Source organism: Marinobacter sp. UBA5687, assembly GCF_002420325.1.
GTDB lineage: Bacteria > Pseudomonadota > Gammaproteobacteria > Pseudomonadales > Oleiphilaceae > Marinobacter > Marinobacter nauticus.
The window spans coordinates 1-19,385 of record NZ_DIHV01000087.1 but is presented as its reverse complement, the minus strand read 5'-3'; the positions used below and the strand labels follow the sequence as shown (position 1 = coordinate 19,385).

The window sequence follows — 19,385 nt, the reverse complement described above, 5'->3', positions numbered from 1 at the left end:
TTGAACTCGCCTCGCTCGTATGGGCGCTGGTCATCGGTCAACAGCAGGCCGGCCTGGACATAGCCCCCGGTAAACCGCCACCATTCGCCGCCTTTACGACGCACCTCCTGAGCCATGACTTCTGCTGTCACCGTCAACCGATGGAACTGCCAACCGGCCTCCACGCCCGCAAGCCTGCTTTCACGGGCCTCAAAGCGGGGACTGCGAACCACGTTGTCAGCGCTGAACACCTCGGCCTCATCCTTGATCTGGAATTCCTCCTCACGATGCTGGCGCCAGGATGCCGCTGCACCGATGTGGAGTACCTGATCCTCCGAGCGGACGGGAGCACGGGAGACCCTGGCAGTTACAGCGCTGCCGTCTTCCGGTTTACGCTCATCGCTAAATATACCCAGCGCCCAGGTTGAGGATTTCCGGTACTGCCCTACCATAATCCCCAGTGAACGGCCCGGTGCAAAGGCCGATGTAGCCATTGAGCGCTCACCCGTACCGAGACTTGAGTAGCTGGTCAGCCGTTCCATACCGAACGGCTCCTTGAACTGGCCCAGCCGGACGGCAAGGCGATCAGGGCCGTTGTACTGAACATAGGCATCGCCCAACTCTGCGTCTTTGTTGTCGCCTTCAATCTCGTAGCCGCCGTCAATCTCGGCCTCCCAGGCGTCGCCCCACGCCAGTTCAACCTGGAGCTTGGCGTTGCGCAACACGCCATGCGTCGTGGATTCTTCTCCGTCCTCATCATGGAACGCGCCGTAGTGGTCGACACCGGCCGCGATGTAACCACTCACCTCCGCCTGAGCCCCCCCGTCACCATCACTCGCCAGGGCGCCTGAACCAATCATCGGCAGCAGCGCAAAGGCCAGCAGTTTGCCCGCTTGCTCATTCATGCCCCGCCTCCAGATGATAGTGCATTCGAAGCATCGCGGTGTCTCTCAGGTAGCTGACAGACACCACATCAACCCGGAACACATCCAGCCCGGTGCGTTCCCTGAGATCGGCAATCAAGGCTGCCTGTTGTTGCCGGTGGACGTTCTCGATCTTTTCGTATTCCACCTCCTTCTCACCGTGTCGCGGTAACAGGATGCGGGTCTCGAGCACAACCGCCAGGGCGATGACCAGGCCATTCAGCATGATCAACTCCAGGTGGTGCATGGTCCCGACTGCCGCCAGCAAGGCCATGGCGATCACCAGGAACAGGTAGGTCATCTCCTTGATACCCAGGGCTTCGGTGCGATAACGCAGCATCGAGAACACGGCAAACAGGCCAAAGGCAAAGCCCATCGTGACCGTGACCGAATGCAGCAGCGCCGTCACCAGAAACACGCCAACGCCGAAGAGAATGAAAGAGGCGGCATTCTCCCGGTGACGGGAATAGCGGTAATAACAGCGAATCAAGACCAATACCGAGGCCGCATTAATCAACAGCCGGATAACAAAATGGAGGTCAACTGCAGATTCCATGAACGCTCCTTAACAACGGTTTGAATCGATTGGTTTTCAGGTTGTCTCCGTCCAGAAAAACCCGACCAACGCAGTACTTGCTAAAAGTCACCGGCCTGTATCCGAGCGCCGCCAGACGCGCCATTAAAGGCGAGCCAGAGGCTTTCCGGTCATATTTGATTTCGAAAATGGCAAGACCTGGGAGCGCAACGGAATGCTGTCGATCAGGCGTCTGGAAGGAGAGCCCGGTATCCACCGTCACCCGCTCATGGCCGTCCCGCCGGAGCAAAGTCATCCGTTCATACCGGACAAAAAGTGCCGGCCGCATCCCTGCAGCCGGAAGGCCGAATTGCCCGGAAAGGAAATCATTGATGACGTGCGGGTCCCGACCGTCTCCGGTTAACGACAACCGGGTTTTGATGGTGCGTTGCCGGTTGCTCTTCTTCTTGACTTCAAGAAAGCTCTCTCCGCTTTGCCGGTAGTGACGAATCCGCAGTTTGAAACGATTAAGCTTGCCGTTGTGATGATCCAGATACAGCTGGCTGTCCGGCGTATCCAGATACAGGGTGTCGTAGGTAAAACGCCGAGCCGCCCCAATCTCAAGCATCGAATACTCGCGCTCCAGCCCCTGAAGACACTGGTCGAGCTCATGAGCCGGAATCATGAACTTGGTGTCCACACGGTTCATCAGGAGCGCTCTTGCCTGCGCCTCAAGGGAATGCCCGGCAAATCTCGCCACCGGGCTACCAACGGCCATGTTCATGGCACGTCGGCCACGTACTCCAGGGTGGCATCCAGGGTGATTGCCACGTCCCCGGCCTGCTCCCCGGTGCCAACACTGGTCAGGGTAATCTGCCCTTGAGCTCCCAGAGCAATCGTCCGGACATCTCCGGGCAGGCTCTCATCCACCTCAAACAGCAGCGCATTGGTGGCAAAGCCATGGAAGCGATGGCTACCCGGTACGTAGTCCGACGATTCAATAAACAGCTGAAGCACATAGGGTTTGAAGCTGTCACCGGCATCCACTCCGATCATCAGGAGGCTAACGACCGCCGGTTTGGTTTCCCGGTCCACGGAATACACCAGGCTGTCCACTTCAAAGGCGGCGTAGGTCAGGCTGGCACTGACGTTGCGCCCGTCCGGCAAGGTGAAATTGAATTCGCCTCGGTCATTTCCACTCTGGGATGTGATGTTACCGGTCAAGGCCGTCGTGGCGGGCGCGCTGCAATCCGGCTCGTTATCCGCCAGTAGCGAGACTTCGCCAGTCGGCGTCTCCGCCGCCATCGCCTGCTCCAGAACAACCCTGCGGGCGGGCTGGTAATCATCGTCGCCCGGCTCGCCGTTGCCGATGATAAAGCGTTCCAGGCTGGCCGCCGCTTCCTCGGTGGTTCCGGTCAATTGCCGGATGCGCGCCAGGCGGTCGGTCAAGGCATTCTCATCCCACTGGGTCTCCAGCAGGTTCTCCAGCTCCGCATAATAAGCTGCCCGGTATTCGGGTATCTGGAACAGACGATCTGCGAGCCGGAAGTTGCGATAGAAAACACCGGTTAGCGGCTTGAGCGGATGGTCCCCGCGAAAAGCCGTGTCGGCCCCCCAGGGGATGAAATGGAACAGTCCGTCCTCCGGGTTACGGTAAATATGGAAGTTGTTGGCATTACCGGTGGCAGAATCCCAGGCGCCGAGCAAGGTTTCCACCGCCCAGAACCGAATGAACTGGTCCACATCGACCAACTGCGGCAACACGTTCAGCATCTGCTCATCTGGCAACGCCAGAGCTTCTGCAACGGCTTGCAGATCGCTGCGGTCGTTTTCCTTTTCGTTGGTCTTCTTCTCGAATCGCTGGCTCAGCCAGGTACCAAAATCGGCGGTCTGCGCCTCATACTGATTGCCCTCATCGTTGCCGAACGCACGGGTCAGGAAAGGCTTTTTAAGAGGCTCTACATTGGTAAACACGCCGAGTGTTTCGCCGTTCACGGTTACCCTGGCGTAGTTGCATCTTGGCGCCGCAATGCCGGCTTCACGGAACTGGTCATACGCCATGCATTGCCTGGCATTGGAAGGATCCTGGCGATTGTTGTTCAGGGTCATCCGGGAGGAATTCTGGTAGGTCCGGCCTTTCTGCAGGTCGTTGAAATCCAGCTTGAGAGAGGGAATGCTCGGGCTCAGGGAGCCCATGTAGCCTTTTTTGCGAACGACGACCTTGTCCATCGATTCGCCATCGATCGTTACCCGGGCCGTATACTCGGTGTATTCGAATGCCGGCACACACTCTCGATCGGTACTGGCCAGGGTTCGGGCCTCGCTGCGGAGTTGGCGAAACTCGTCAGCCGGCATGCGGATGTCTACGGCCAGCACCCGATCCGGTGCGTATAGATCGCCGTCACCTCCGACGTTCACCGGCTCAACCGGGGCATCAAAGTCCGAGGGATCAGAAGAGTCCGAGCCTCCGCCCCCGCAGCCCTGCAACAAGATCAATACCTCGCAGGCCACCAGCCAACGATAGCCACCCCTGAATGTTCTGGATTCCGCCGTTATTGTTTTCATGTACCACTCCCTGAATATTATTGATCTTTGCCGGAACCGAACCGGCTTCAGGGAGTATTGCGAGGAGACGTTCAGGAGTATGTAAGAAGGTATTACAGGGGAGACGGCAGGCCGGAAAATCCGGGGCGAAGCCCCGGCTGTTTATCGTCCCAGGGAGTAGAACTCGGGGTTTGCGCGCATGCTGGTGACATTGGCCATGCGGTTGGACAGGCCGAAGAAGGCCGCGATGCCGGCAATATCCCAGGCGTCCTCATCGGTGAAGCCATGCTCGTGCAGCGCTTGAAAATCGCTGTCGTTGACTTCGTACGCTGATTGGGAAACCTTCACGGCAAAATCCAGCATGGCCTTCTGACGCTCGGTGATATCGGCTTTGCGATAATTCACAGCCACCTGATCGGCCACCAGCGGGTTCTTTTCCCGGATCCGCAAGATTGCTCCGTGGGCCACCACGCAATACTGACACTGGTTCAGGTTGCTGGTGGCCACCACGATCATTTCACGCTCCCCCTTGGTGAGGTTGCTCTCTTTTTCCATCAAGGCATCGTGGTAATCGAAGAACGCCCGAAACTCCGCTGGCCGGTGCGCCAACGCCAGGAACACATTGGGGATGAAACCGGACTTCTCCTGAACCTTGAGAATGCGGCTGCGGATATCCTCCGGAAGAGCATCCAGCTCAGGCACCGGGAAGCGGCTGATGGGCAATTCGTTCTGTACTGACATGGTACGTCCTCTGTTTCTTTGTATCGTTAGTGAGACGGGCCGGCATTACCCGGCCACGGGAATCACAATCCGGCCCCGGATCTTGCCGTCCATCAGCTGGCCGGCAGCGTCGATGACGTTGTCAAAGGCCACTTCGGTGATCATGCTGTCCAGCAACTCAGGGGACAGATCCTCAGACAGGCGCTTCCAGGCGTACAAACGGTCTGCTTTCGGCGCCATCACACTGTCGATGCCACACAGGGTCACGCCACGCAGAATGAAAGGCGCCACCGTCGCCGGGAAATCCATGCCCGCTGCCAGCCCGCATGCGGCCACCACACCGTGGTATTTCATGCCGGCACAGACGTTTGCCAGCACCTGGCCACCGGCCACATCCACCGCCCCGGCCCAGGTTTCACGAGCTAGCGGCTTACCGGGCTCGCTCAGCTCGGCCCGATCCAGAATCTGTTTGGCACCCAGAGATTTCAGGTAGACTTCTTCTTCGGGCCGGCCGGTCACTGCCGTTACCGAATAACCCAGCTTGGCAAGGATGGCGACGGCTACGCTGCCGACTCCGCCAGTGGCCCCGGTCACCAGAATGTCGCCGGAATCCGGTGTGACGCCGTGCTTCTCCAGCGCAATCACGCACAACATTGCGGTATACCCCGCGGTACCTATGGCCATGGCCTGACGGGCCGTGAATGGCGCCTGCAGCGGGATCAGCCAGTCCCCGGACAGTCGTGCTTTCTGGGCCAGACCACCCCAGTGCTTCTCGCCCACGCCCCAGCCATTAAGAACCACTTCGTCTCCGGCCTTGAACTCAGGGTTGGACGATTCCGTCACCACGCCAGCCAGGTCAATGCCCGGCACCATCGGATAGGTTTTCGCGATGGGCGCGCGGCCGGTAATGGCCAGTCCATCCTTGTAGTTCAGGGTGGTGTAGGCCACCTCAACGGTCACATCGCCTTCGGGCAACTGGGACTCATCAACGGATTTCAGCGCCACCTGCTGGTCGCCACGGCTGCCTTCTATCAGGATTGCTTTGAACATGTTGCCTCCACTGTTTCGTGAACGTGAGTAGATCGGTTGTCATCAGGAACCGCGCACCAGCGCCATAAAGCCCTGGGCAAAACGGTCAAGCGGTTCCGGGGATTGTTCCAGCTTGGCCCTTAGCACCGCACCTTCCCACCCTGTCCAGAAGAATTGTGCCATCTGGTCGCAGGACAGGCTCTGGGGCACTTCACCAAGCTTGCGAGCTTCTTCGAGAACCCGCTCAACCCGCGACTCCCAGTCCCGGAAAACGGCGCACAACAAACTCCGAAAGCTCTCTGGCAAAGCCGCCATTTCCTGACCGAGATTGCCAATCAGGCATCCCCGGCGATAATCGAACTTCTGCATGCCCGCTTTGGCGCCATCCACAAAGGCCTGAATCCGCGCCAGGGGGCTGAGGGACGCATCGGACAACGAGCGCTCCAGCTTCTTCGCAAAGAACTGGCCGTAAGCCTCAATCAGGGCCCTGCCGAAGGCTTCCTTGTTGTCGAAGTAATGATAGAAGGAGCCCTTGGGCACGCCCGCCTGTCGCAGGATTTCGTCTATACCGGTGTAGGAGTAGCCCTTCTCTGTCAGCACCCCCAGGCCCACTTGGATCAAGGTATCCCGGGTGTTCTGATAACTCGCTGCCGAGGATTTGGGCGGCCTGCCCCGTCGGCGCTTTACTGGTAGCTGATTCATCCATCACCCTTAATTAGACCGAGCGTCTAATTAATATCCCAGAAATTAGACCGAGTGTCTACAAAATATAAAGTTGGACGAACAAAGCGGCCACGGAAGCCCGCGGCCGCGCACCCATATTATTCAGAAGAATCCGAGTGGGTTGGTGTCGTAGCTGGTCAACATACACTTGGTCTGCTGGTAGTGCTCCAGCGCCATCTTGTGGGTTTCCCGGCCAACCCCGGATTTCTTGTAACCACCGAACGCGGCGTGGGCCGGATAAGCGTGGTAGCAGTTCATCCAGACCCGACCGGCCTGGATGTTGCGGCCCATGCGGTAGGCCAGGTTGGTGTCTCGGGTCCAGACACCGGCACCCAGACCAAACTCGGTGTCGTTGGCAATCGCCAGGGCTTCTTCCTCGGTCTTGAAGGTGGTAACGCCCACCACCGGGCCAAAGATTTCTTCCTGGAAAACCCGCATCTTGTTGTCGCCCTTGAACAGGGTTGGCTGGATGTAGAAGCCGTTGTTGAACTCACCTTCCAGGTGCTCACGGTCACCGCCGGTCAGTACAACCGCGCCTTCCTGGCGACCGATTTCCATGTACGACATGATCTTGTCAAACTGTTCCCTGGAGGCTTGGGCACCCACCTGGACGTCCGTATCCAGCGGGTTGCCACGTTTGATGGCCTTGGTACGCTGAACCACCTTGTGCATGAATTCTTCGAACATGTCTTCCTGAACCAGCGCCCGGGACGGGCAGGTACAGACTTCCCCCTGGTTGAAGAACGCCAGCACCAGGCCTTCCACACACTTGTCGATGAACTCCGGCTCGGCCTTCATAACATCCGAGAAGTAGATGTTCGGCGACTTGCCGCCCAACTCCACCGTAGACGGGATAATGTTTTCCGCCGCGCACTTGAGGATATGCGAACCAACCGGCGTGGAACCGGTAAAGGCGATCTTGGCGATACGCTTGCTGGTCGCCAGGGCTTCGCCGGCTTCCGGGCCATAGCCATTGACGATGTTGATCACACCCGGAGGCAACAAGTCACCAATCAGCTCCATCAGCACCAGAATACTGACCGGAGTCTGTTCGGCGGGCTTGAGCACCGTACAGTTGCCGGCGGCCAGGCAGGGGCCCAGCTTCCAGGCCGCCATCAGTAACGGGAAGTTCCAGGGGATGATCTGACCAACCACGCCCAGCGGTTCGTGGAAGTGGTAGGCGACGGTATTATGGTCAATTTCGCCCATGTGCCCTTCCTGAGCCCGGATACAACCGGCGAAATAACGGAAGTGATCGGCGGCCAGCGGGATGTCGGCATTCAGGGTTTCACGCACCGCCTTGCCGTTGTCCCAGGTTTCCGCCACGGCCAGTTGCTCAAGGTTGGCTTCAATGCGATCGGCAATTTTCAGCAGGATGTTGGAACGTTCGGTTGGCGACGTTTTGCCCCAGGCCGGCGCCGCCTTGTGGGCGGCATCCAGCGCCAGGTCGATATCCTCGGCCGAGGAACGGGGCACTTCACAAATGACCGCACCGGTAACAGGGGTGATGTTCTCGAAATACTGGCCTTTAACCGGCGCCACCCACTCGCCACCGATAAAGTTTTCATAGCGGGATTTGAAGGAGACAATGGAACCTTCTTTTCCGGGTTGTGCATAGATCATGACATCTTCCTCTTTGTTGTATTTGTCGCGGGGCAACGCAGCCTTTCGCGCTAACAAAACAAAGGTAGACCTCAATCCGGAACATTTGTATGGAGAGGGAAGATAATCCGCTTATCCGATGGTCTTAGTCGGCACCGAAGTGCTCCAGCTCTTTCAGGCAATCCTCAACAAAGGCTGCAGGATCCGCCATCACAGCCTCGTCCGCCACAACACCAAACTGCACTTGTCCGCCGTAGCTGACAATGCTGACACCCAGCCCGATATCACCGGCCTGAGGCACCCAGAACATCTGCTCGGTGATCTCACATCCAGCCAGATAGCGGGTGTCCGGAGTGCCAGGAACGTTAGATACCACCGCCGAAGCTTTCCCGAAGAACAGGTCGGCGAAGGGCCTGCGTCCCGGTTCGGGAATCAGTGCCGCGCAGCTGGTTAGCCCCCAGGCCAGGCCAGGCTGCCAGCTCTTCTTCAGTTTCCGGGTTTCATGCTTGATCCGGAACAACCGCTCCAGGGCACTCTCTCCATCCACCGGCAAAGGCACGAACACCGTGCCAAAGCAGTTACCGGGCTCGCCCTCTTCCGGCCGCACGCCGTCGGGCAGGCGAGCCCGGATGTCGACCGGCACCGCCGCGTGCATCACCGCCTCATCCAGTTGCTCCGGAGTCATGCCCAGTCGGGGCTTGACTGCCGCCGCCACGCAGGCGAGCAGGACATCGTTGATGGTTGTACCGGTTGCCCGGGCAATCGTGCGGAAGCGGGACAGAGGTACCGGGGAGGACCAGCGGCAGCTGCGTCGGCCCAGTAGCGGGCGTTTCAACTCAGACGGAGAGTCCTCTGGGCTCACCAGAAACTCACTGAATTCGTGCACCAGGCGCAGACTGTTTTCCAGGGCACGGCCTGCCATGCTCTTGCCAGTGCCTGGCGTTGATGGCGTATCGACAGAACCAGAGACGGCCGGAATCGCCTCTGCCATCCGGGCTTCCAGCCAGCTTTGGGCAGCCGCCATCCAGGCTCCAGCGCGGGGCTCCTCCGTTGATCCATAAACGGCCGGATACTGTCGCGGCGATGCCGGGCACAGGCGGTCAAAAATACCCAGCAGGGACAAGCCATCGGCGTAACAGTGATGCAGCCTCAAAACTAACGCAGCGCCACCCTGTGCGTTGGGTGCCAACCAGAATTTCCAGCGTGGACGATACAGCGGCAAGGGTTCGTTCAGGCGCTCGGAGACCCAGTCCTGCAGCTGTTCCGGCTCGAATCGGTCCAGCGCCACATCAAGGTGCTGGGGGGCGGAAAAGGTCTGGTCTTTCTCCCAGTACCAGGCAGGCGCACGCCACACCGGGCGGCAGCGGAACCGCTCCCAGGCCAGCCAGTATACCTCCAGAAACTCCCGGAAACGGCCCGGCGTCAGCCCGTCGACCCTCAGCATGATGGTGATGGTCATCGGGTTTTCGGGCCGTTCCAGAGCCAGCCAGGCTGAATCCGAAGGCAGCATGAGATGCGATTGCTCCTGGCTCAAACCCGATTATCCCCGATCAATAGCGTGCCTGTAGGAAAGAAAACCAATCCGGCATTGTGCCAGAGTCCGGATACCGGCTCCATCCTCGGGCACCGCGCACAGAGTTACAAAAAATTACACGTGAGTAACTGTTCAGTCCTATACTGGTTATATGGCCCGGTGCCATGGTTATAAAACCGTGCCCCGGATCGGCCAATTGGCCTCAACACACCATTTTTGCAGGCACTGGCGCCACTAAACCCGTTCGGCATTCACGGTACAAATGTCATACCGGCTCAGCAAAACCAATAACACAACGAAAAGCGGCCGGAGGGAGATGAATCATGAAAGCCAGTCATGTTCGCAAGCTGATCAAACCGATCGAAAGCGCCTATTCCGAAATGTTTTCCGGCCGGGTTTACCGCGTGGGCCGGGGTGCTGTGTCTGTGCGTAATCACAGTGGCACAGCAGAGCACACCGTTATTGGCGTGCATGGCTTTCTTGAGAATCACTGTTACTTTACCCAGGCCTACGATGGCCCCACCACCGAACTGATTTTGCTCACCTGCAGCAACTATCACATCCCGGTGAACGGTGTAACGCCAGAGAATCCGGCCTGGGAAGTGCCCATCAAGCACCTGGAAGGCACCATCGAATACGACGCCTGCATCCTGAATCAGTCGTTGCAGAACCTGCCCAGCACCGAGAACATCCGGATCCATGGCCACTCCCGGGGTGGCGCGGTCATTCTTGAAGCTATCCGGCAGTGGCCGGAGCTCTACGAAAACGTGGAAGTGGTACTGGAAGCGCCGGTTTTACCCCAGGGCAAACTGCATGCTCTGGTAACCACATTGCTCGAACCAGTCAGCCATGGCATGTGGCCCTGGTTGATTCGTCTGATCAACAGCGCCCCCCAGTCGGCCTATGGTCAGACCTTCTTCGGCAAGATGAACCCGCGCAAGCGCCAATTGCTGAGCAAACTGTTCTATGCCACCAAAGACCATCTGACCATTGTTCGCAACATCGAGAACATCATGGAATGGATGGCCCGCACCGACACCTCGGTCTATCGCCATGTGCGCCACGGGACTTTCCTGATACCGGCCACCGACCGAATACTGGATCGCCAGGCCATGCTGGCCAGCGCCCGCACCAGCCCCACCACCATGCGCATTGTCGAAACCGAAGCTCCCAGCCATTTCATCACGCTGGACAGCAAGGAATGGGTGCCGGGTCTGGAAACCCTGGAGGCCGCCGCCCAGGGCTGAATTCAACCGTAACGGGCAGGTGCGCCAGATCCAAGGCTCCGTTAAACTGGCGCTTTTCTGCCCGGTTGAATGGAGCCTTTAATGTATCGTGAGCGGCTGGTTGCCACGGATGTGCACACTGAGAACGCCCACCGCCTGAAACGCCTGCTGCTGGAATACCACGATTTCCGCCAACACAAGGCCAGGCATCCTCTTCGGGACGAGGCCCACCAGGTGGCGGACTGGCAGGCAGAGCGGCTAAAAAACACCCACCAGGATTTATACCGTCACCCGGGCTACCACACCGGCCTGGAATTTCTGCTGACCGACCTCTATGCCCCTGCCGGCATGACCCGCCGGGACGACAACATCGATCGGGTGTTCCCGAAGATGGTGAAATGGCTTCCCGACCACCTGCTGGCCACCTTTGCCGGCCTGGTCGAGCTCAACCTGATTACCCAGAGCCTCGATCTTGAGCTGGCAGAGATACTTGCGCAGCAGGGCTTTTCGGCAACAGGTCTTGATGATGAGCGTTACTGCGAGGCTTATCGCGCCGGCAACCAGCTAACGATTCGCAAACGACAACTGGCTCTGGTGGCAGAAACCGGGCAGGAACTGGATCGCTACGTTCGCAACCGCACCCTCGGTTGGCTACTGTCCATGACCCGCGGCCCGGCCGAGATGGCCGATCTGGGTGATTTGCACAGCTTTCTGCACCGGGGCTACAGCGCCTTTCGGAAAATGGATCGGGTCGACCTGCTGATTGATCGCCTGCTCAGCCGGGAACAACGAGTGATGAACAACATTCTGGCGGGCCACCGGACCCCTTTCTCCCTGCCGGACGACCTGTAGCGGGATTCAGGCCTGGATGATCTGGTCCAGCTGGGAGTGAATCTCCTGCTCAATGCGGGATTTGAAGGGCCGAAGCATCAACCCCAGCTCCAGCCGGATATGCAGGTCGTTCTCGGAAATATCCAGCTGCCCTTTGACACCGCTGCGTTTGAACTTCAGCAGATCGCCTTCCCACTGGTAATTGACATCGAATTGTTTGGACAAATCCTTGGCCAGGGTTTCGGCCGCCTCGCGGGCGTGCTCCTTGTCCAGGGAATGGGCGCGATGGATATCGATAACAGACATGAATCAGTTTTCTCAGTGATTTGGAAACGGTTTTACAGTGTAAGCCGGCAATAAACTTGTAGCCAACCCCTCAAAGGTTAGAATACAGGGCTTAGATTCTGACAGGACCAACTTCCATGAGCGAGCAGCAAGCACCGGGCACCCAAGGCAACGGCCAGGACGACGTTACCCACTTCGGCTTTCGCAATGTGCCGAAAAGCCAGAAGGCCGGTCAGGTGGCCCAGGTTTTCCACAGTGTCGCCGGCAAGTACGACCTCATGAACGACCTGATGTCCATGGGCATTCACCGCCTGTGGAAGCGCTTTACTATTGAATTGAGCGGCGTACGCCCGGGCCATCAGGTGTTGGACATTGCCGGCGGTACCGGCGACCTGACCATGAAGTTTTCCGATCTTGTGGGCCCGTCCGGCAAAGTGGTGCTGGCCGATATCAACGCCTCCATGCTGCAGGTGGGTCGCAGCCGCCTGACCGACCGGGGTTACGCCGGCAACATCGAATACGTACAGGCCGATGCCGAACACCTGCCGTTCCCGGACAACAGTTTCCAGGCGGTGTCTATTGCTTTCGGCCTGCGCAATGTGACCGACAAGGATCAGGCCCTGCGGGATATGGCCCGGGTACTTAAGCCGGGCGGCAAGCTGATGGTGCTGGAATTCTCCAAGCCCACCAACCCGCTGCTGAGCAAGGCCTACGACACGTATTCCTTCACCGCCCTGCCCCTGATGGGCCAGCTGATTGCCGGGGACAGCGAGAGCTACAAGTACCTGGCCGAGTCCATCCGCATGCATCCGGATCAGGAAACCCTGAAGGGCATGATGGAAACTGCCGGCCTGGTGAACTGCAAGTACTACAACATGACCGGCGGCATCGTGGCCCTGCACGTGGGAATCAAGCCCTGATGTTCCCCGGCCCGACCCTGCTGTCTGCGACAGGCGCCATTATAGAGGGCGCCCTGAACCGGGCGCTGACACTGGACCCGGCGGGCCAGCGCGCCTTGCTGGGTGCCTTGGGCGGGCCGGTTCAGTTCACCGTTACGGCCCCGGTCACCATGCACTGGACCCTGAATCGCGTTGGCGAACGGGTGCAGGTTCGCAGCCAGCCGGATCCGCAACCGGCGTTAATCATCACCGGGCGACCGGTCGCCTTTGCCGCCCTGGCACTGGGCGATGAGAGGGTATTTGCCGACGAACGCCTGACGGTGGAGGGCGACACGGCCCTGGCCCACCAGCTACAGCGCGCCCTGAACCAGCTGCAACCGGATTGGGAAGCGGCCATGGCAAACCACCTGGGCGATGTGCCGGCCCATTTCATCGGCAAACGCATCCGCCAGGCGGTCAAATGGAGCCGCCAGGCGTTCAGCACCATGAACGCCAATGTGGAGGAATATGTCCACGAAGAGAGCCGCACTCTGCCCGGCCGGCGGGAGCTGGAGGCCACCTTTCAGGATATCGATGAGCTGAGCCTGCGCACCGAACGCCTGGAGGCTCGGCTGAAGCAACTGCAAGCTCCCGGCAGCGATAACAATACGGAGACCCTGTGACCCGCCTGCAACGCCTGTTCCGAATTGCCTGGGTATTCTGCCGCTACCGGCTGGACACGTTTCTGCCCTTGTCTGAACTGCCCACACCGCTGAAAATCTTTTTTTTGCTGGCACCCTGGCACCTGTTCCCGCAGCCAAAACTGAGCCGGGGTGACCGCCTGCGCCTGGCCCTGGAAGAGCTGGGCCCGGTTTTCGTCAAGTTCGGACAGATTCTCTCCACGCGCCGGGATCTATTGCCGGATGACATGGCCGAATCCCTGAAACAGCTGCAGGACAGGGTTCCACCGTTCCCCAGTGAACAGGCCCGAGGCATTATCGAGAAATCGTTGGCTGCGCCCGTCTCGGAACTGTTTGCCGAGTTCAGTCCAGACCCCATGGCCTCGGCGTCGGTGGCCCAGGTGCACGCCGCAACCCTACCCAACGGCCAGAAGGTGGTGGTCAAGGTTTTGCGCCCCGGCATCGAAAAAGTCATCCGCCAGGATCTGGGCCTGATGTACCTGATGGCCGGCCTGCTCGAAAAGTACTGGTCTGAAGGTAAGCGCCTGCACCCCGTGGAGGTGGTGGCAGACTATGACGCCACCATCCATGACGAACTGGATCTGCAACGGGAAGCCGCCAACGCCAGCCAGTTGCGCCGGAATTTCGAGAACTCCCCGCTGATCTACATCCCCTCTATCGACTGGGATTACACCCGAAAATCGGTGCTGGTGATGGAACGCATTCACGGCATTCCTATTGCCGATGTACCCGCCCTTGAAAAGGCGGGCGTCAACATGAAGGTACTGGCGGAAAAAGGGGTGGAGATCTTCTTTACCCAGGTATTCCGTGACAGCTTTTTCCATGCTGACATGCATCCGGGCAATATCTTTGTCGATGTCAGCAATCCCGCCGACCCGAAGTACATTGCCATCGACTTCGGCATCGTCGGCACTCTGGCCCCCGACGACCAGAGCTATCTCGCCCGCAACCTGTTGGCCTTCTTCCGCCGGGATTACCGCCAGGTAGCACAACTGCACATCCAGTCTGGCTGGGTGCCGCCGGAAACCCGCGTCAACGAGTTTGAGGCCGCCATTCGGACGGTGTGCGAACCCATCTTCGAGCGCCCCCTGAAGGATATTTCCTTTGGTCACTTCCTGTTACGCCTGTTCCAGACCGCTCGGCGCTTCAACATGGAAGTGCAGCCACAACTTGTGCTGTTACAGAAAACCCTGCTCAATGTCGAAGGCCTTGGCCGCCAGCTCTATCCGGACCTGGACCTGTGGAGTACCGCCCAGCCGTTTCTGGAAGACTGGATGCGTAAACGCATCGGTCCGTCCGGCCTGATCAAGTCTCTGCAGAACCACCTGCCATCATGGCTCGAGCAATCGCCAGAGATGCCCCAGTTGGTTCACGACGCACTACTACAGATACGCTCCAGCGGCCCCACCGAAGCGCAAAACCGGGCAACCCTGGCGCTGATGAAAGAGCAGCAAATGCGCAGCGAACGCCGTTGGCGCCGGGGCTTCATCGCCCTGGTTCTGGCAGGCGCGGCCCTGGTGGGCAGCCAGCCCCACGCCGGGCAGTGGCTGGCCGATCTGCCGGTCTGGAGCTGGGTCTTGCTTGCCGGAGCGGCAGGCGTCATGCTCCGGGGCAGTCGCTGAACCATCAAAGATTCAGGATTCATAAAAATGCAAGATTCTCCCGCTAACGTCGTACAGCCTGACTGGCTCGACGAGATCCAATGGACAGAAGACGGTCTGGTGCCGGCCATTGCCCAGGATGCCAATAATGGCGATATCCTGATGATGGCCTGGATGAACCGGGAATCTCTCCGGCTCACGGTTGAGGAAGGACAGGCGGTGTACTGGTCCCGTTCCCGTGGCAAACTCTGGCGCAAGGGCGAGAGCTCCGGGCACCAGCAGGTGCTCCGGGATATCAGGCTCGACTGCGATGCCGATGTGGTGCTGCTGAAAGTGGAACAAAAAGGCGGCATTGCCTGCCATACTGGCCGGCGAAGCTGTTTTTACCGAACCCTGAAAGATGGTCAGTGGGTGAGCGCCGATCCGGTTATCAAAGACCCGAATACCATCTACGGCAGCAACTGAGGAGCAGACACCGTGAGTGATGTACTGGAACGCCTGGCACAGGTACTGGAAGCCCGCAAAGACGCGGACCCCGACACGTCCTACGTCGCCAGCCTGCATGCCAAGGGGCTGAACAAGATTCTGGAGAAGGTGGGCGAAGAGTGCACCGAGACGCTGCTGGCCGCCAAGGATGCAGAGCATTCCGGCGACACCCGGGACCTGGTGTACGAGACGGCCGACCTCTGGTTTCACAGCCTGGTAATGCTGTCACGACTGGGCCTGGGACCGAAGGATATTCTGGATGAACTGGCCAGCCGTTTCGACCTGTCAGGCCTGGAAGAAAAAGCCTCCCGGAATCCGTAAAGGAGTACCCCCAAGGGGTATTTCCGCAAGGGGTGGCGGTTGGCGTACAATGTCATGCAACAGCAACATTTGAACGAGGAACCCTCATGGGTATCAGCATCTGGCAACTTCTTATCGTACTTGGCATCGTCATCCTGTTATTCGGAACCAAGAAACTCCGGAACATCGGCAGCGATCTCGGCGGCGCCATCCGTGGATTCAAAAAATCCATGAACGACGAGGAAGAGAAGAACGCCGAACAGCAACCGCTGGAAAAACAGAACGCCGAGCAACAAGCCCAGGCGGAAGACAAGCCCAAAGAAAAGCAAGGCTGAGCACCCCCTGAATGTTCGACATCGGCTTTCTAGAGCTGCTGATCTGCGGCGTGATTGCATTGCTCGTGCTCGGCCCGGAGCGTTTGCCGACGGCGGCGCGGGCGGCTGGCCGCTGGATCGGTGGCGCCCGGCGCATGGTCAGCCAGTTCACCAGTGAGCTGGACCGGCAGTTGAAGGCGGAAGAACTCCGGGAGGAGCTGCGCAAAGCGGGTGATGTGGGCCTGGACGATGTGGAGAAGACCGTGCGCGGCGCCCTGGATGAGGCGAAAAAGTACGAGCACATGATCCTGCCGGACGATCAGACCCGCAAGCCCAGGCCGGCGCCGGCAACCCGGCGGGTCACGCCCCCCTCTCCGGAGGCGGACGACCAGCCCGAACCTCCGCATGAACCCGTCAGGGATGAGACGGCGGCCAGCGATCAACCCAGTGAATTCTCACCGACCAGCCCCTCGGACAAGCATTCATGAGCGCCACCCCAAACGGCCAGCAGACATCGGCTGAACAGCAGGAAATGCCCCTGATCGAGCATTTGCTCGAGCTACGCAACCGGCTACTGAAAATGGTGCTGGCGGTGATTATCTGTTTCGCCGTCATCTATCCGTTTGCCAACGAGCTCTACCTGCTGTTATCCCAGCCGTTGCGCGAACTTTTGCCGGTCGGCCAGACCATGATCGCCACCGACATCACCTCGCCGTTCTTTGCGCCCCTGAAGCTGGCGCTGGTTCTGGCGGTATTTGTCGCCATTCCGATCATTCTCTACCAGCTCTGGAGTTTTGTGGCGCCCGGGCTCTATGCCCATGAAAAGCGCCTGGCCTTCCCGCTGTTGTTTACTTCCGTGCTGTTGTTCTACGCTGGCGCGGCTTTCGCCTATTTCGTGGTCTTTCCGCTGGTGTTCGGTTTCTTTACCGCCATCGGCCCGGAGGGCATTGTCGAACTGCCTGACATCAGCAGTTATCTGAACTTCGTGCTCAAGATGTTTTTTGCCTTCGGTATTGCGTTTGAAATCCCCATTGCGACGGTACTGCTGATTCTGACCGGCGCCACCACGCCGCAAGACCTGGCCGCCAAGCGCCCCTATGTGGTCGTGGCCTGTTTCATCATCGGCATGCTGCTGACCCCACCAGATATCATCTCCCAGACGCTCCTGGCCGTGCCCATGTGGATTCTGTTCGAGTTCGGCATCATCTTTGGTCGCCTTGCCTACCGGGAACGGGAAGAGGCCGACGGAGAAGAGCCCGAAGCCTGATGAATCTGGCCCTGCTGTTTGAGGAAGACTTCGTCGCCCCGGACCGGGTGCGTCTCCGCGGCCGTCGGCTGGAGCACCTGAAAACGGTGCTTAAAGCCGGCACCGGCCATCGCATACCGGCTGGCCGGGTAAACGGCCTGATGGGCCATGGTGAAGTGCTGTCAATGACAGAGACCGAGGCCGAATTGCTGGTAACCCTGGATCAGCAACCCCCTGCCCCCTTACCGCTCACGCTGATACTGGCTATGCCCCGGCCCAAGATGTTCCGGCGGGTACTGCAGACCTGCGCTTCTCTGGGTGTGAAGGATCTCTGGCTGATCAACAGCTACAAGGTGGAAAAGAGTTTCTGGCAAACGCCCTGGCTCACCGAGGATCATCTGAGAGAGAACCTGACCCTGGGCCTTGAACAGGCCAAAGACACGTTGATGCCTCAGGTCCATATCCGCAAGCTGTTTAAACCCTTTGTCGAGGATGAACTACCGACACTGCTGGGTGGCAAACGGGCGCTGGTAGCGCATCCGGGCATGGCGGCCCCCTGCCCCACCCACCTCAATGAGCCGGCCGCCCTGTGCATTGGTCCGGAAGGGGGCTTTACCGATTACGAAGTCGGAAAGCTGGAGGAAGCCGGCTGCCAGAGCGTGCATCTGGGCCCGAGGATTCTTCGGGTGGAAACCGCTGTGCCGGTGCTGATCAGCCGGCTGTTTGACGCCTGCCTGTGAACGGGCAGGCGGCCAAGGATTACGCCGCCCGGCGTTCCCATAGCTTCGCAACGGGCGTAATAACAAGAACCAGAAGAGCACCGGCCAGCAGGCCAAACAGGCCATCCCCGACCGTGGTGACCAGCACTTCCGGCACTGAAGAAATCATTCCGGCCACATGGTGAATGGCCCCGTACACCGCCGGAATGCCGTGGGTCAGGATACCGCCGCCCACCAGGAACATCGCGATGGTGCCCAACACCGACAGGGTTTTCATCATCCAGGGCGCCAGCCACAGAATGCCCTGCCCTAGCTTCTGGGCGAAAGCACTGGCTTTCTGGCTCAAGTAAAGGCCGGCGTCGTCCAGCTTCACAATACCCGCCACCAGCCCATACACCCCGACGGTCACCATCAACGCCACGACGGTCAGCACCGCAAACTGCATTCCGAAGCTCTTGTCGGCCACGGTTCCTAACGTGATGGCGATGATTTCGGCGGAGAGAATAAAGTCGGTCCTGACAGCGCCCTTGATCTTGTCTTTCTCAACCGCTTTAAGGTTCACCTCCGGCTTTTTCAGAGCCTCCCGCAGCTCTTGCCGGTGCTTTTCTTCCTGCTCTTTGTGCAGGAACCTGTGAACCAGCTTCTCGGCCCCCTCAAAGCACAGGAAAGCACCACCGAGCATCAACAGCGGGGTAATGAGCCAGGGTACAAAAAAGCTGATGGCCAGTGCCGCCGGCACCAGAATGGCCTTGTTGATAAACGAACCCTTGGCGACCGCCCACACCACCGGGATTTCCCGGGCAGGTCGAACACCGGTGACCTGCTGCGCATTCAACGCCAGGTCATCGCCCAGCACACCGGCGGTTTTCTTGGTAGCAGCTTTGGTCATCACCGCCACGTCATCCAGTACGGCAGCAATGTCATCAAGTAATACGAGCAGGCTGGAGCCGGCCATAGACAGTTCCTTTGCAAATTGAACACGAAGGCGAGGAGTTTACGAAAACAGGCCGCCGGAAAACAGTTCCGGCGACCCAGAATGGACAACCGTTAGCGTTTTATACCCATAGCCTCGGCGGCAATGCGGTTCTTCAGCGGCGCCAGGTTGTCCAGCCAGCGCATACCGGTATTGCGCAACCACCGGATAGCCAGCTCATCCCGGGCAAACAACTGCTTGAAGCCCTCCATGGCCGCCATCATCGCCAGGTTCTCGCCTTTACGGCGGCGCTGATA

22 protein-coding genes and 1 pseudogene are annotated in these 19,385 nt (G+C 59.1%); 11 read left to right on the top strand and 12 right to left on the bottom strand.

Going from position 1 to position 19,385, the window contains the following annotated elements; genetic code table 11:
- The 9 genes from B3Y70_RS09295 to B3Y70_RS09255 form a co-directional block, all read right to left on the bottom strand.
- Window positions 1-884, bottom strand: an 884-nt coding sequence (locus tag B3Y70_RS09295; RefSeq protein WP_288589654.1) for a porin, incomplete at its 3' end; no start/stop codon positions are given.
- On the bottom strand, window positions 877-1,458 hold the full coding sequence (locus B3Y70_RS09290) for a DUF4956 domain-containing protein (protein WP_014422641.1): 582 nt from the start codon (window positions 1,456-1,458) through the stop codon (window positions 877-879). The genes B3Y70_RS09295 and B3Y70_RS09290, both read right to left, overlap by 8 nt.
- Complete coding sequence (locus B3Y70_RS09285; protein WP_153740540.1) at window positions 1,442-2,200, bottom strand: polyphosphate polymerase domain-containing protein; 759 nt, start codon at window positions 2,198-2,200, stop codon at window positions 1,442-1,444. Before B3Y70_RS09285 ends, B3Y70_RS09290 begins: the two co-directional genes overlap by 17 nt.
- Window positions 2,197-3,981 (bottom strand): CotH kinase family protein, encoded by a 1,785-nt coding sequence (locus B3Y70_RS09280; RefSeq protein WP_288589653.1) that lies wholly within the window; start codon window positions 3,979-3,981, stop codon window positions 2,197-2,199. The genes B3Y70_RS09285 and B3Y70_RS09280 overlap by 4 nt, the downstream gene beginning before the upstream one ends.
- Before the next feature lie 141 nt (window positions 3,982-4,122).
- Window positions 4,123-4,701 carry a peroxidase-related enzyme gene (locus tag B3Y70_RS09275; RefSeq protein ID WP_199452766.1) on the bottom strand — a complete coding sequence of 193 codons (579 nt, stop codon included), beginning with the start codon at window positions 4,699-4,701 and terminating at the stop codon, window positions 4,123-4,125.
- Between the two features lie 45 nt (window positions 4,702-4,746).
- On the bottom strand, window positions 4,747-5,730 hold the full coding sequence (locus tag B3Y70_RS09270; protein WP_273030519.1) for an MDR family oxidoreductase: 984 nt from the start codon (window positions 5,728-5,730) through the stop codon (window positions 4,747-4,749).
- A 42-nt stretch (window positions 5,731-5,772) separates the two neighbouring features.
- A complete protein-coding gene (locus B3Y70_RS09265; RefSeq protein ID WP_199452770.1) occupies window positions 5,773-6,411 on the bottom strand; it encodes a TetR/AcrR family transcriptional regulator in 639 nt (212 codons plus the stop codon).
- A 123-nt stretch (window positions 6,412-6,534) separates the two neighbouring features.
- On the bottom strand, window positions 6,535-8,055 hold the full coding sequence (locus B3Y70_RS09260; RefSeq protein ID WP_199454089.1) for an aldehyde dehydrogenase family protein: 1,521 nt from the start codon (window positions 8,053-8,055) through the stop codon (window positions 6,535-6,537).
- 124 nt (window positions 8,056-8,179) lie between these two features.
- Window positions 8,180-9,544 (bottom strand): WS/DGAT domain-containing protein, encoded by a 1,365-nt coding sequence (locus tag B3Y70_RS09255; protein WP_288589652.1) that lies wholly within the window; start codon window positions 9,542-9,544, stop codon window positions 8,180-8,182.
- Window positions 9,545-9,891: 347 nt separating this feature from the next.
- On the opposite strand from B3Y70_RS09255, the gene B3Y70_RS09250 reads away from it, so the two are divergent.
- Entirely contained in the window at window positions 9,892-10,815 is a 924-nt protein-coding gene (locus B3Y70_RS09250; RefSeq protein WP_153740537.1) for an alpha/beta hydrolase, read from the top strand.
- 81 nt (window positions 10,816-10,896) lie between these two features.
- Window positions 10,897-11,646, top strand: a complete 750-nt coding sequence (locus tag B3Y70_RS09245) for an FFLEELY motif protein (protein ID WP_288589651.1) — start codon at window positions 10,897-10,899, stop codon at window positions 11,644-11,646.
- Between the two features lie 6 nt (window positions 11,647-11,652).
- Here the strand turns inward: B3Y70_RS09245 and B3Y70_RS09240 are convergent, their stop codons facing one another.
- Window positions 11,653-11,931, bottom strand: coding sequence for a polyhydroxyalkanoic acid system family protein (locus tag B3Y70_RS09240; protein WP_011786826.1), 279 nt, complete (start codon window positions 11,929-11,931; stop codon window positions 11,653-11,655).
- Window positions 11,932-12,047: 116 nt separating this feature from the next.
- On the opposite strand from B3Y70_RS09240, the gene ubiE reads away from it, so the two are divergent.
- The 9 genes from ubiE to B3Y70_RS09195 all read left to right on the top strand — a co-directional run bounded on the left by ubiE (window position 12,048) and on the right by B3Y70_RS09195 (window position 18,176).
- Window positions 12,048-12,830: a bifunctional demethylmenaquinone methyltransferase/2-methoxy-6-polyprenyl-1,4-benzoquinol methylase UbiE gene (gene ubiE, locus B3Y70_RS09235; RefSeq protein WP_014422685.1), complete on the top strand. Its 783-nt coding sequence runs from the start codon at window positions 12,048-12,050 to the stop codon at window positions 12,828-12,830.
- Window positions 12,830-13,471 carry a ubiquinone biosynthesis accessory factor UbiJ gene (locus B3Y70_RS09230; RefSeq protein ID WP_273030513.1) on the top strand — a complete coding sequence of 214 codons (642 nt, stop codon included), beginning with the start codon at window positions 12,830-12,832 and terminating at the stop codon, window positions 13,469-13,471. Before ubiE ends, B3Y70_RS09230 begins: the two co-directional genes overlap by 1 nt.
- Complete coding sequence (gene ubiB, locus B3Y70_RS09225) at window positions 13,468-15,111, top strand: ubiquinone biosynthesis regulatory protein kinase UbiB (RefSeq protein WP_014422687.1); 1,644 nt, start codon at window positions 13,468-13,470, stop codon at window positions 15,109-15,111. The genes B3Y70_RS09230 and ubiB overlap by 4 nt, the downstream gene beginning before the upstream one ends.
- A 27-nt stretch (window positions 15,112-15,138) precedes the next feature.
- Window positions 15,139-15,555, top strand: a complete 417-nt coding sequence (gene hisI, locus B3Y70_RS09220) for a phosphoribosyl-AMP cyclohydrolase (protein WP_288589650.1) — start codon at window positions 15,139-15,141, stop codon at window positions 15,553-15,555.
- 12 nt (window positions 15,556-15,567) lie between these two features.
- Entirely contained in the window at window positions 15,568-15,897 is a 330-nt protein-coding gene (locus B3Y70_RS09215) for a phosphoribosyl-ATP diphosphatase (protein WP_288589649.1), read from the top strand.
- 86 nt (window positions 15,898-15,983) lie between these two features.
- Window positions 15,984-16,211, top strand: a complete 228-nt coding sequence (tatA, locus tag B3Y70_RS09210) for a Sec-independent protein translocase subunit TatA (RefSeq protein ID WP_014422690.1) — start codon at window positions 15,984-15,986, stop codon at window positions 16,209-16,211.
- Between the two features lie 11 nt (window positions 16,212-16,222).
- Window positions 16,223-16,678 carry a Sec-independent protein translocase protein TatB gene (tatB, locus tag B3Y70_RS09205; protein ID WP_288589648.1) on the top strand — a complete coding sequence of 152 codons (456 nt, stop codon included), beginning with the start codon at window positions 16,223-16,225 and terminating at the stop codon, window positions 16,676-16,678.
- Window positions 16,675-17,457: a twin-arginine translocase subunit TatC gene (gene tatC / locus B3Y70_RS09200; RefSeq protein WP_273030506.1), complete on the top strand. Its 783-nt coding sequence runs from the start codon at window positions 16,675-16,677 to the stop codon at window positions 17,455-17,457. The genes tatB and tatC overlap by 4 nt, the downstream gene beginning before the upstream one ends.
- Window positions 17,457-18,176 (top strand): 16S rRNA (uracil(1498)-N(3))-methyltransferase, encoded by a 720-nt coding sequence (locus B3Y70_RS09195; protein ID WP_273030504.1) that lies wholly within the window; start codon window positions 17,457-17,459, stop codon window positions 18,174-18,176. The genes tatC and B3Y70_RS09195 overlap by 1 nt, the downstream gene beginning before the upstream one ends.
- A 19-nt stretch (window positions 18,177-18,195) precedes the next feature.
- Here the strand turns inward: B3Y70_RS09195 and B3Y70_RS09190 are convergent, their stop codons facing one another.
- Both B3Y70_RS09190 and B3Y70_RS09185 read right to left on the bottom strand, forming a co-directional pair.
- Window positions 18,196-19,110, bottom strand: a complete 915-nt coding sequence (locus B3Y70_RS09190) for a DUF808 domain-containing protein (protein ID WP_286895237.1) — start codon at window positions 19,108-19,110, stop codon at window positions 18,196-18,198.
- 92 nt (window positions 19,111-19,202) lie between these two features.
- Window positions 19,203-19,385: pseudogene (locus B3Y70_RS09185) on the bottom strand (2-octaprenyl-3-methyl-6-methoxy-1,4-benzoquinol hydroxylase); the annotation flags it as partial.

Coding starts and splice junctions, on each gene's coding strand:
- B3Y70_RS09265 (WP_199452770.1), bottom strand. CDS start 6,411: ATGAATCAGCTACCAGTAAAGCGCCGACGGGGCAGGCCGCCCAAATCC.
- tatC (WP_273030506.1), top strand. CDS start 16,675: ATGAGCGCCACCCCAAACGGCCAGCAGACATCGGCTGAACAGCAGGAA.
- B3Y70_RS09195 (WP_273030504.1), top strand. CDS start 17,457: ATGAATCTGGCCCTGCTGTTTGAGGAAGACTTCGTCGCCCCGGACCGG.
- B3Y70_RS09250 (WP_153740537.1), top strand. CDS start 9,892: ATGAAAGCCAGTCATGTTCGCAAGCTGATCAAACCGATCGAAAGCGCC.
- B3Y70_RS09280 (WP_288589653.1), bottom strand. CDS start 3,981: ATGAAAACAATAACGGCGGAATCCAGAACATTCAGGGGTGGCTATCGT.
- B3Y70_RS09260 (WP_199454089.1), bottom strand. CDS start 8,055: ATGATCTATGCACAACCCGGAAAAGAAGGTTCCATTGTCTCCTTCAAA.
- B3Y70_RS09240 (WP_011786826.1), bottom strand. CDS start 11,931: ATGTCTGTTATCGATATCCATCGCGCCCATTCCCTGGACAAGGAGCAC.
- B3Y70_RS09230 (WP_273030513.1), top strand. CDS start 12,830: ATGTTCCCCGGCCCGACCCTGCTGTCTGCGACAGGCGCCATTATAGAG.
- B3Y70_RS09255 (WP_288589652.1), bottom strand. CDS start 9,544: ATGCTGCCTTCGGATTCAGCCTGGCTGGCTCTGGAACGGCCCGAAAAC.
- hisI (WP_288589650.1), top strand. CDS start 15,139: ATGCAAGATTCTCCCGCTAACGTCGTACAGCCTGACTGGCTCGACGAG.
- B3Y70_RS09285 (WP_153740540.1), bottom strand. CDS start 2,200: ATGAACATGGCCGTTGGTAGCCCGGTGGCGAGATTTGCCGGGCATTCC.
- B3Y70_RS09275 (WP_199452766.1), bottom strand. CDS start 4,701: ATGTCAGTACAGAACGAATTGCCCATCAGCCGCTTCCCGGTGCCTGAG.
- B3Y70_RS09245 (WP_288589651.1), top strand. CDS start 10,897: ATGTATCGTGAGCGGCTGGTTGCCACGGATGTGCACACTGAGAACGCC.
- B3Y70_RS09290 (WP_014422641.1), bottom strand. CDS start 1,458: ATGGAATCTGCAGTTGACCTCCATTTTGTTATCCGGCTGTTGATTAAT.
- B3Y70_RS09270 (WP_273030519.1), bottom strand. CDS start 5,730: ATGTTCAAAGCAATCCTGATAGAAGGCAGCCGTGGCGACCAGCAGGTG.
- ubiE (WP_014422685.1), top strand. CDS start 12,048: ATGAGCGAGCAGCAAGCACCGGGCACCCAAGGCAACGGCCAGGACGAC.
- tatB (WP_288589648.1), top strand. CDS start 16,223: ATGTTCGACATCGGCTTTCTAGAGCTGCTGATCTGCGGCGTGATTGCA.
- B3Y70_RS09190 (WP_286895237.1), bottom strand. CDS start 19,110: ATGGCCGGCTCCAGCCTGCTCGTATTACTTGATGACATTGCTGCCGTA.
- tatA (WP_014422690.1), top strand. CDS start 15,984: ATGGGTATCAGCATCTGGCAACTTCTTATCGTACTTGGCATCGTCATC.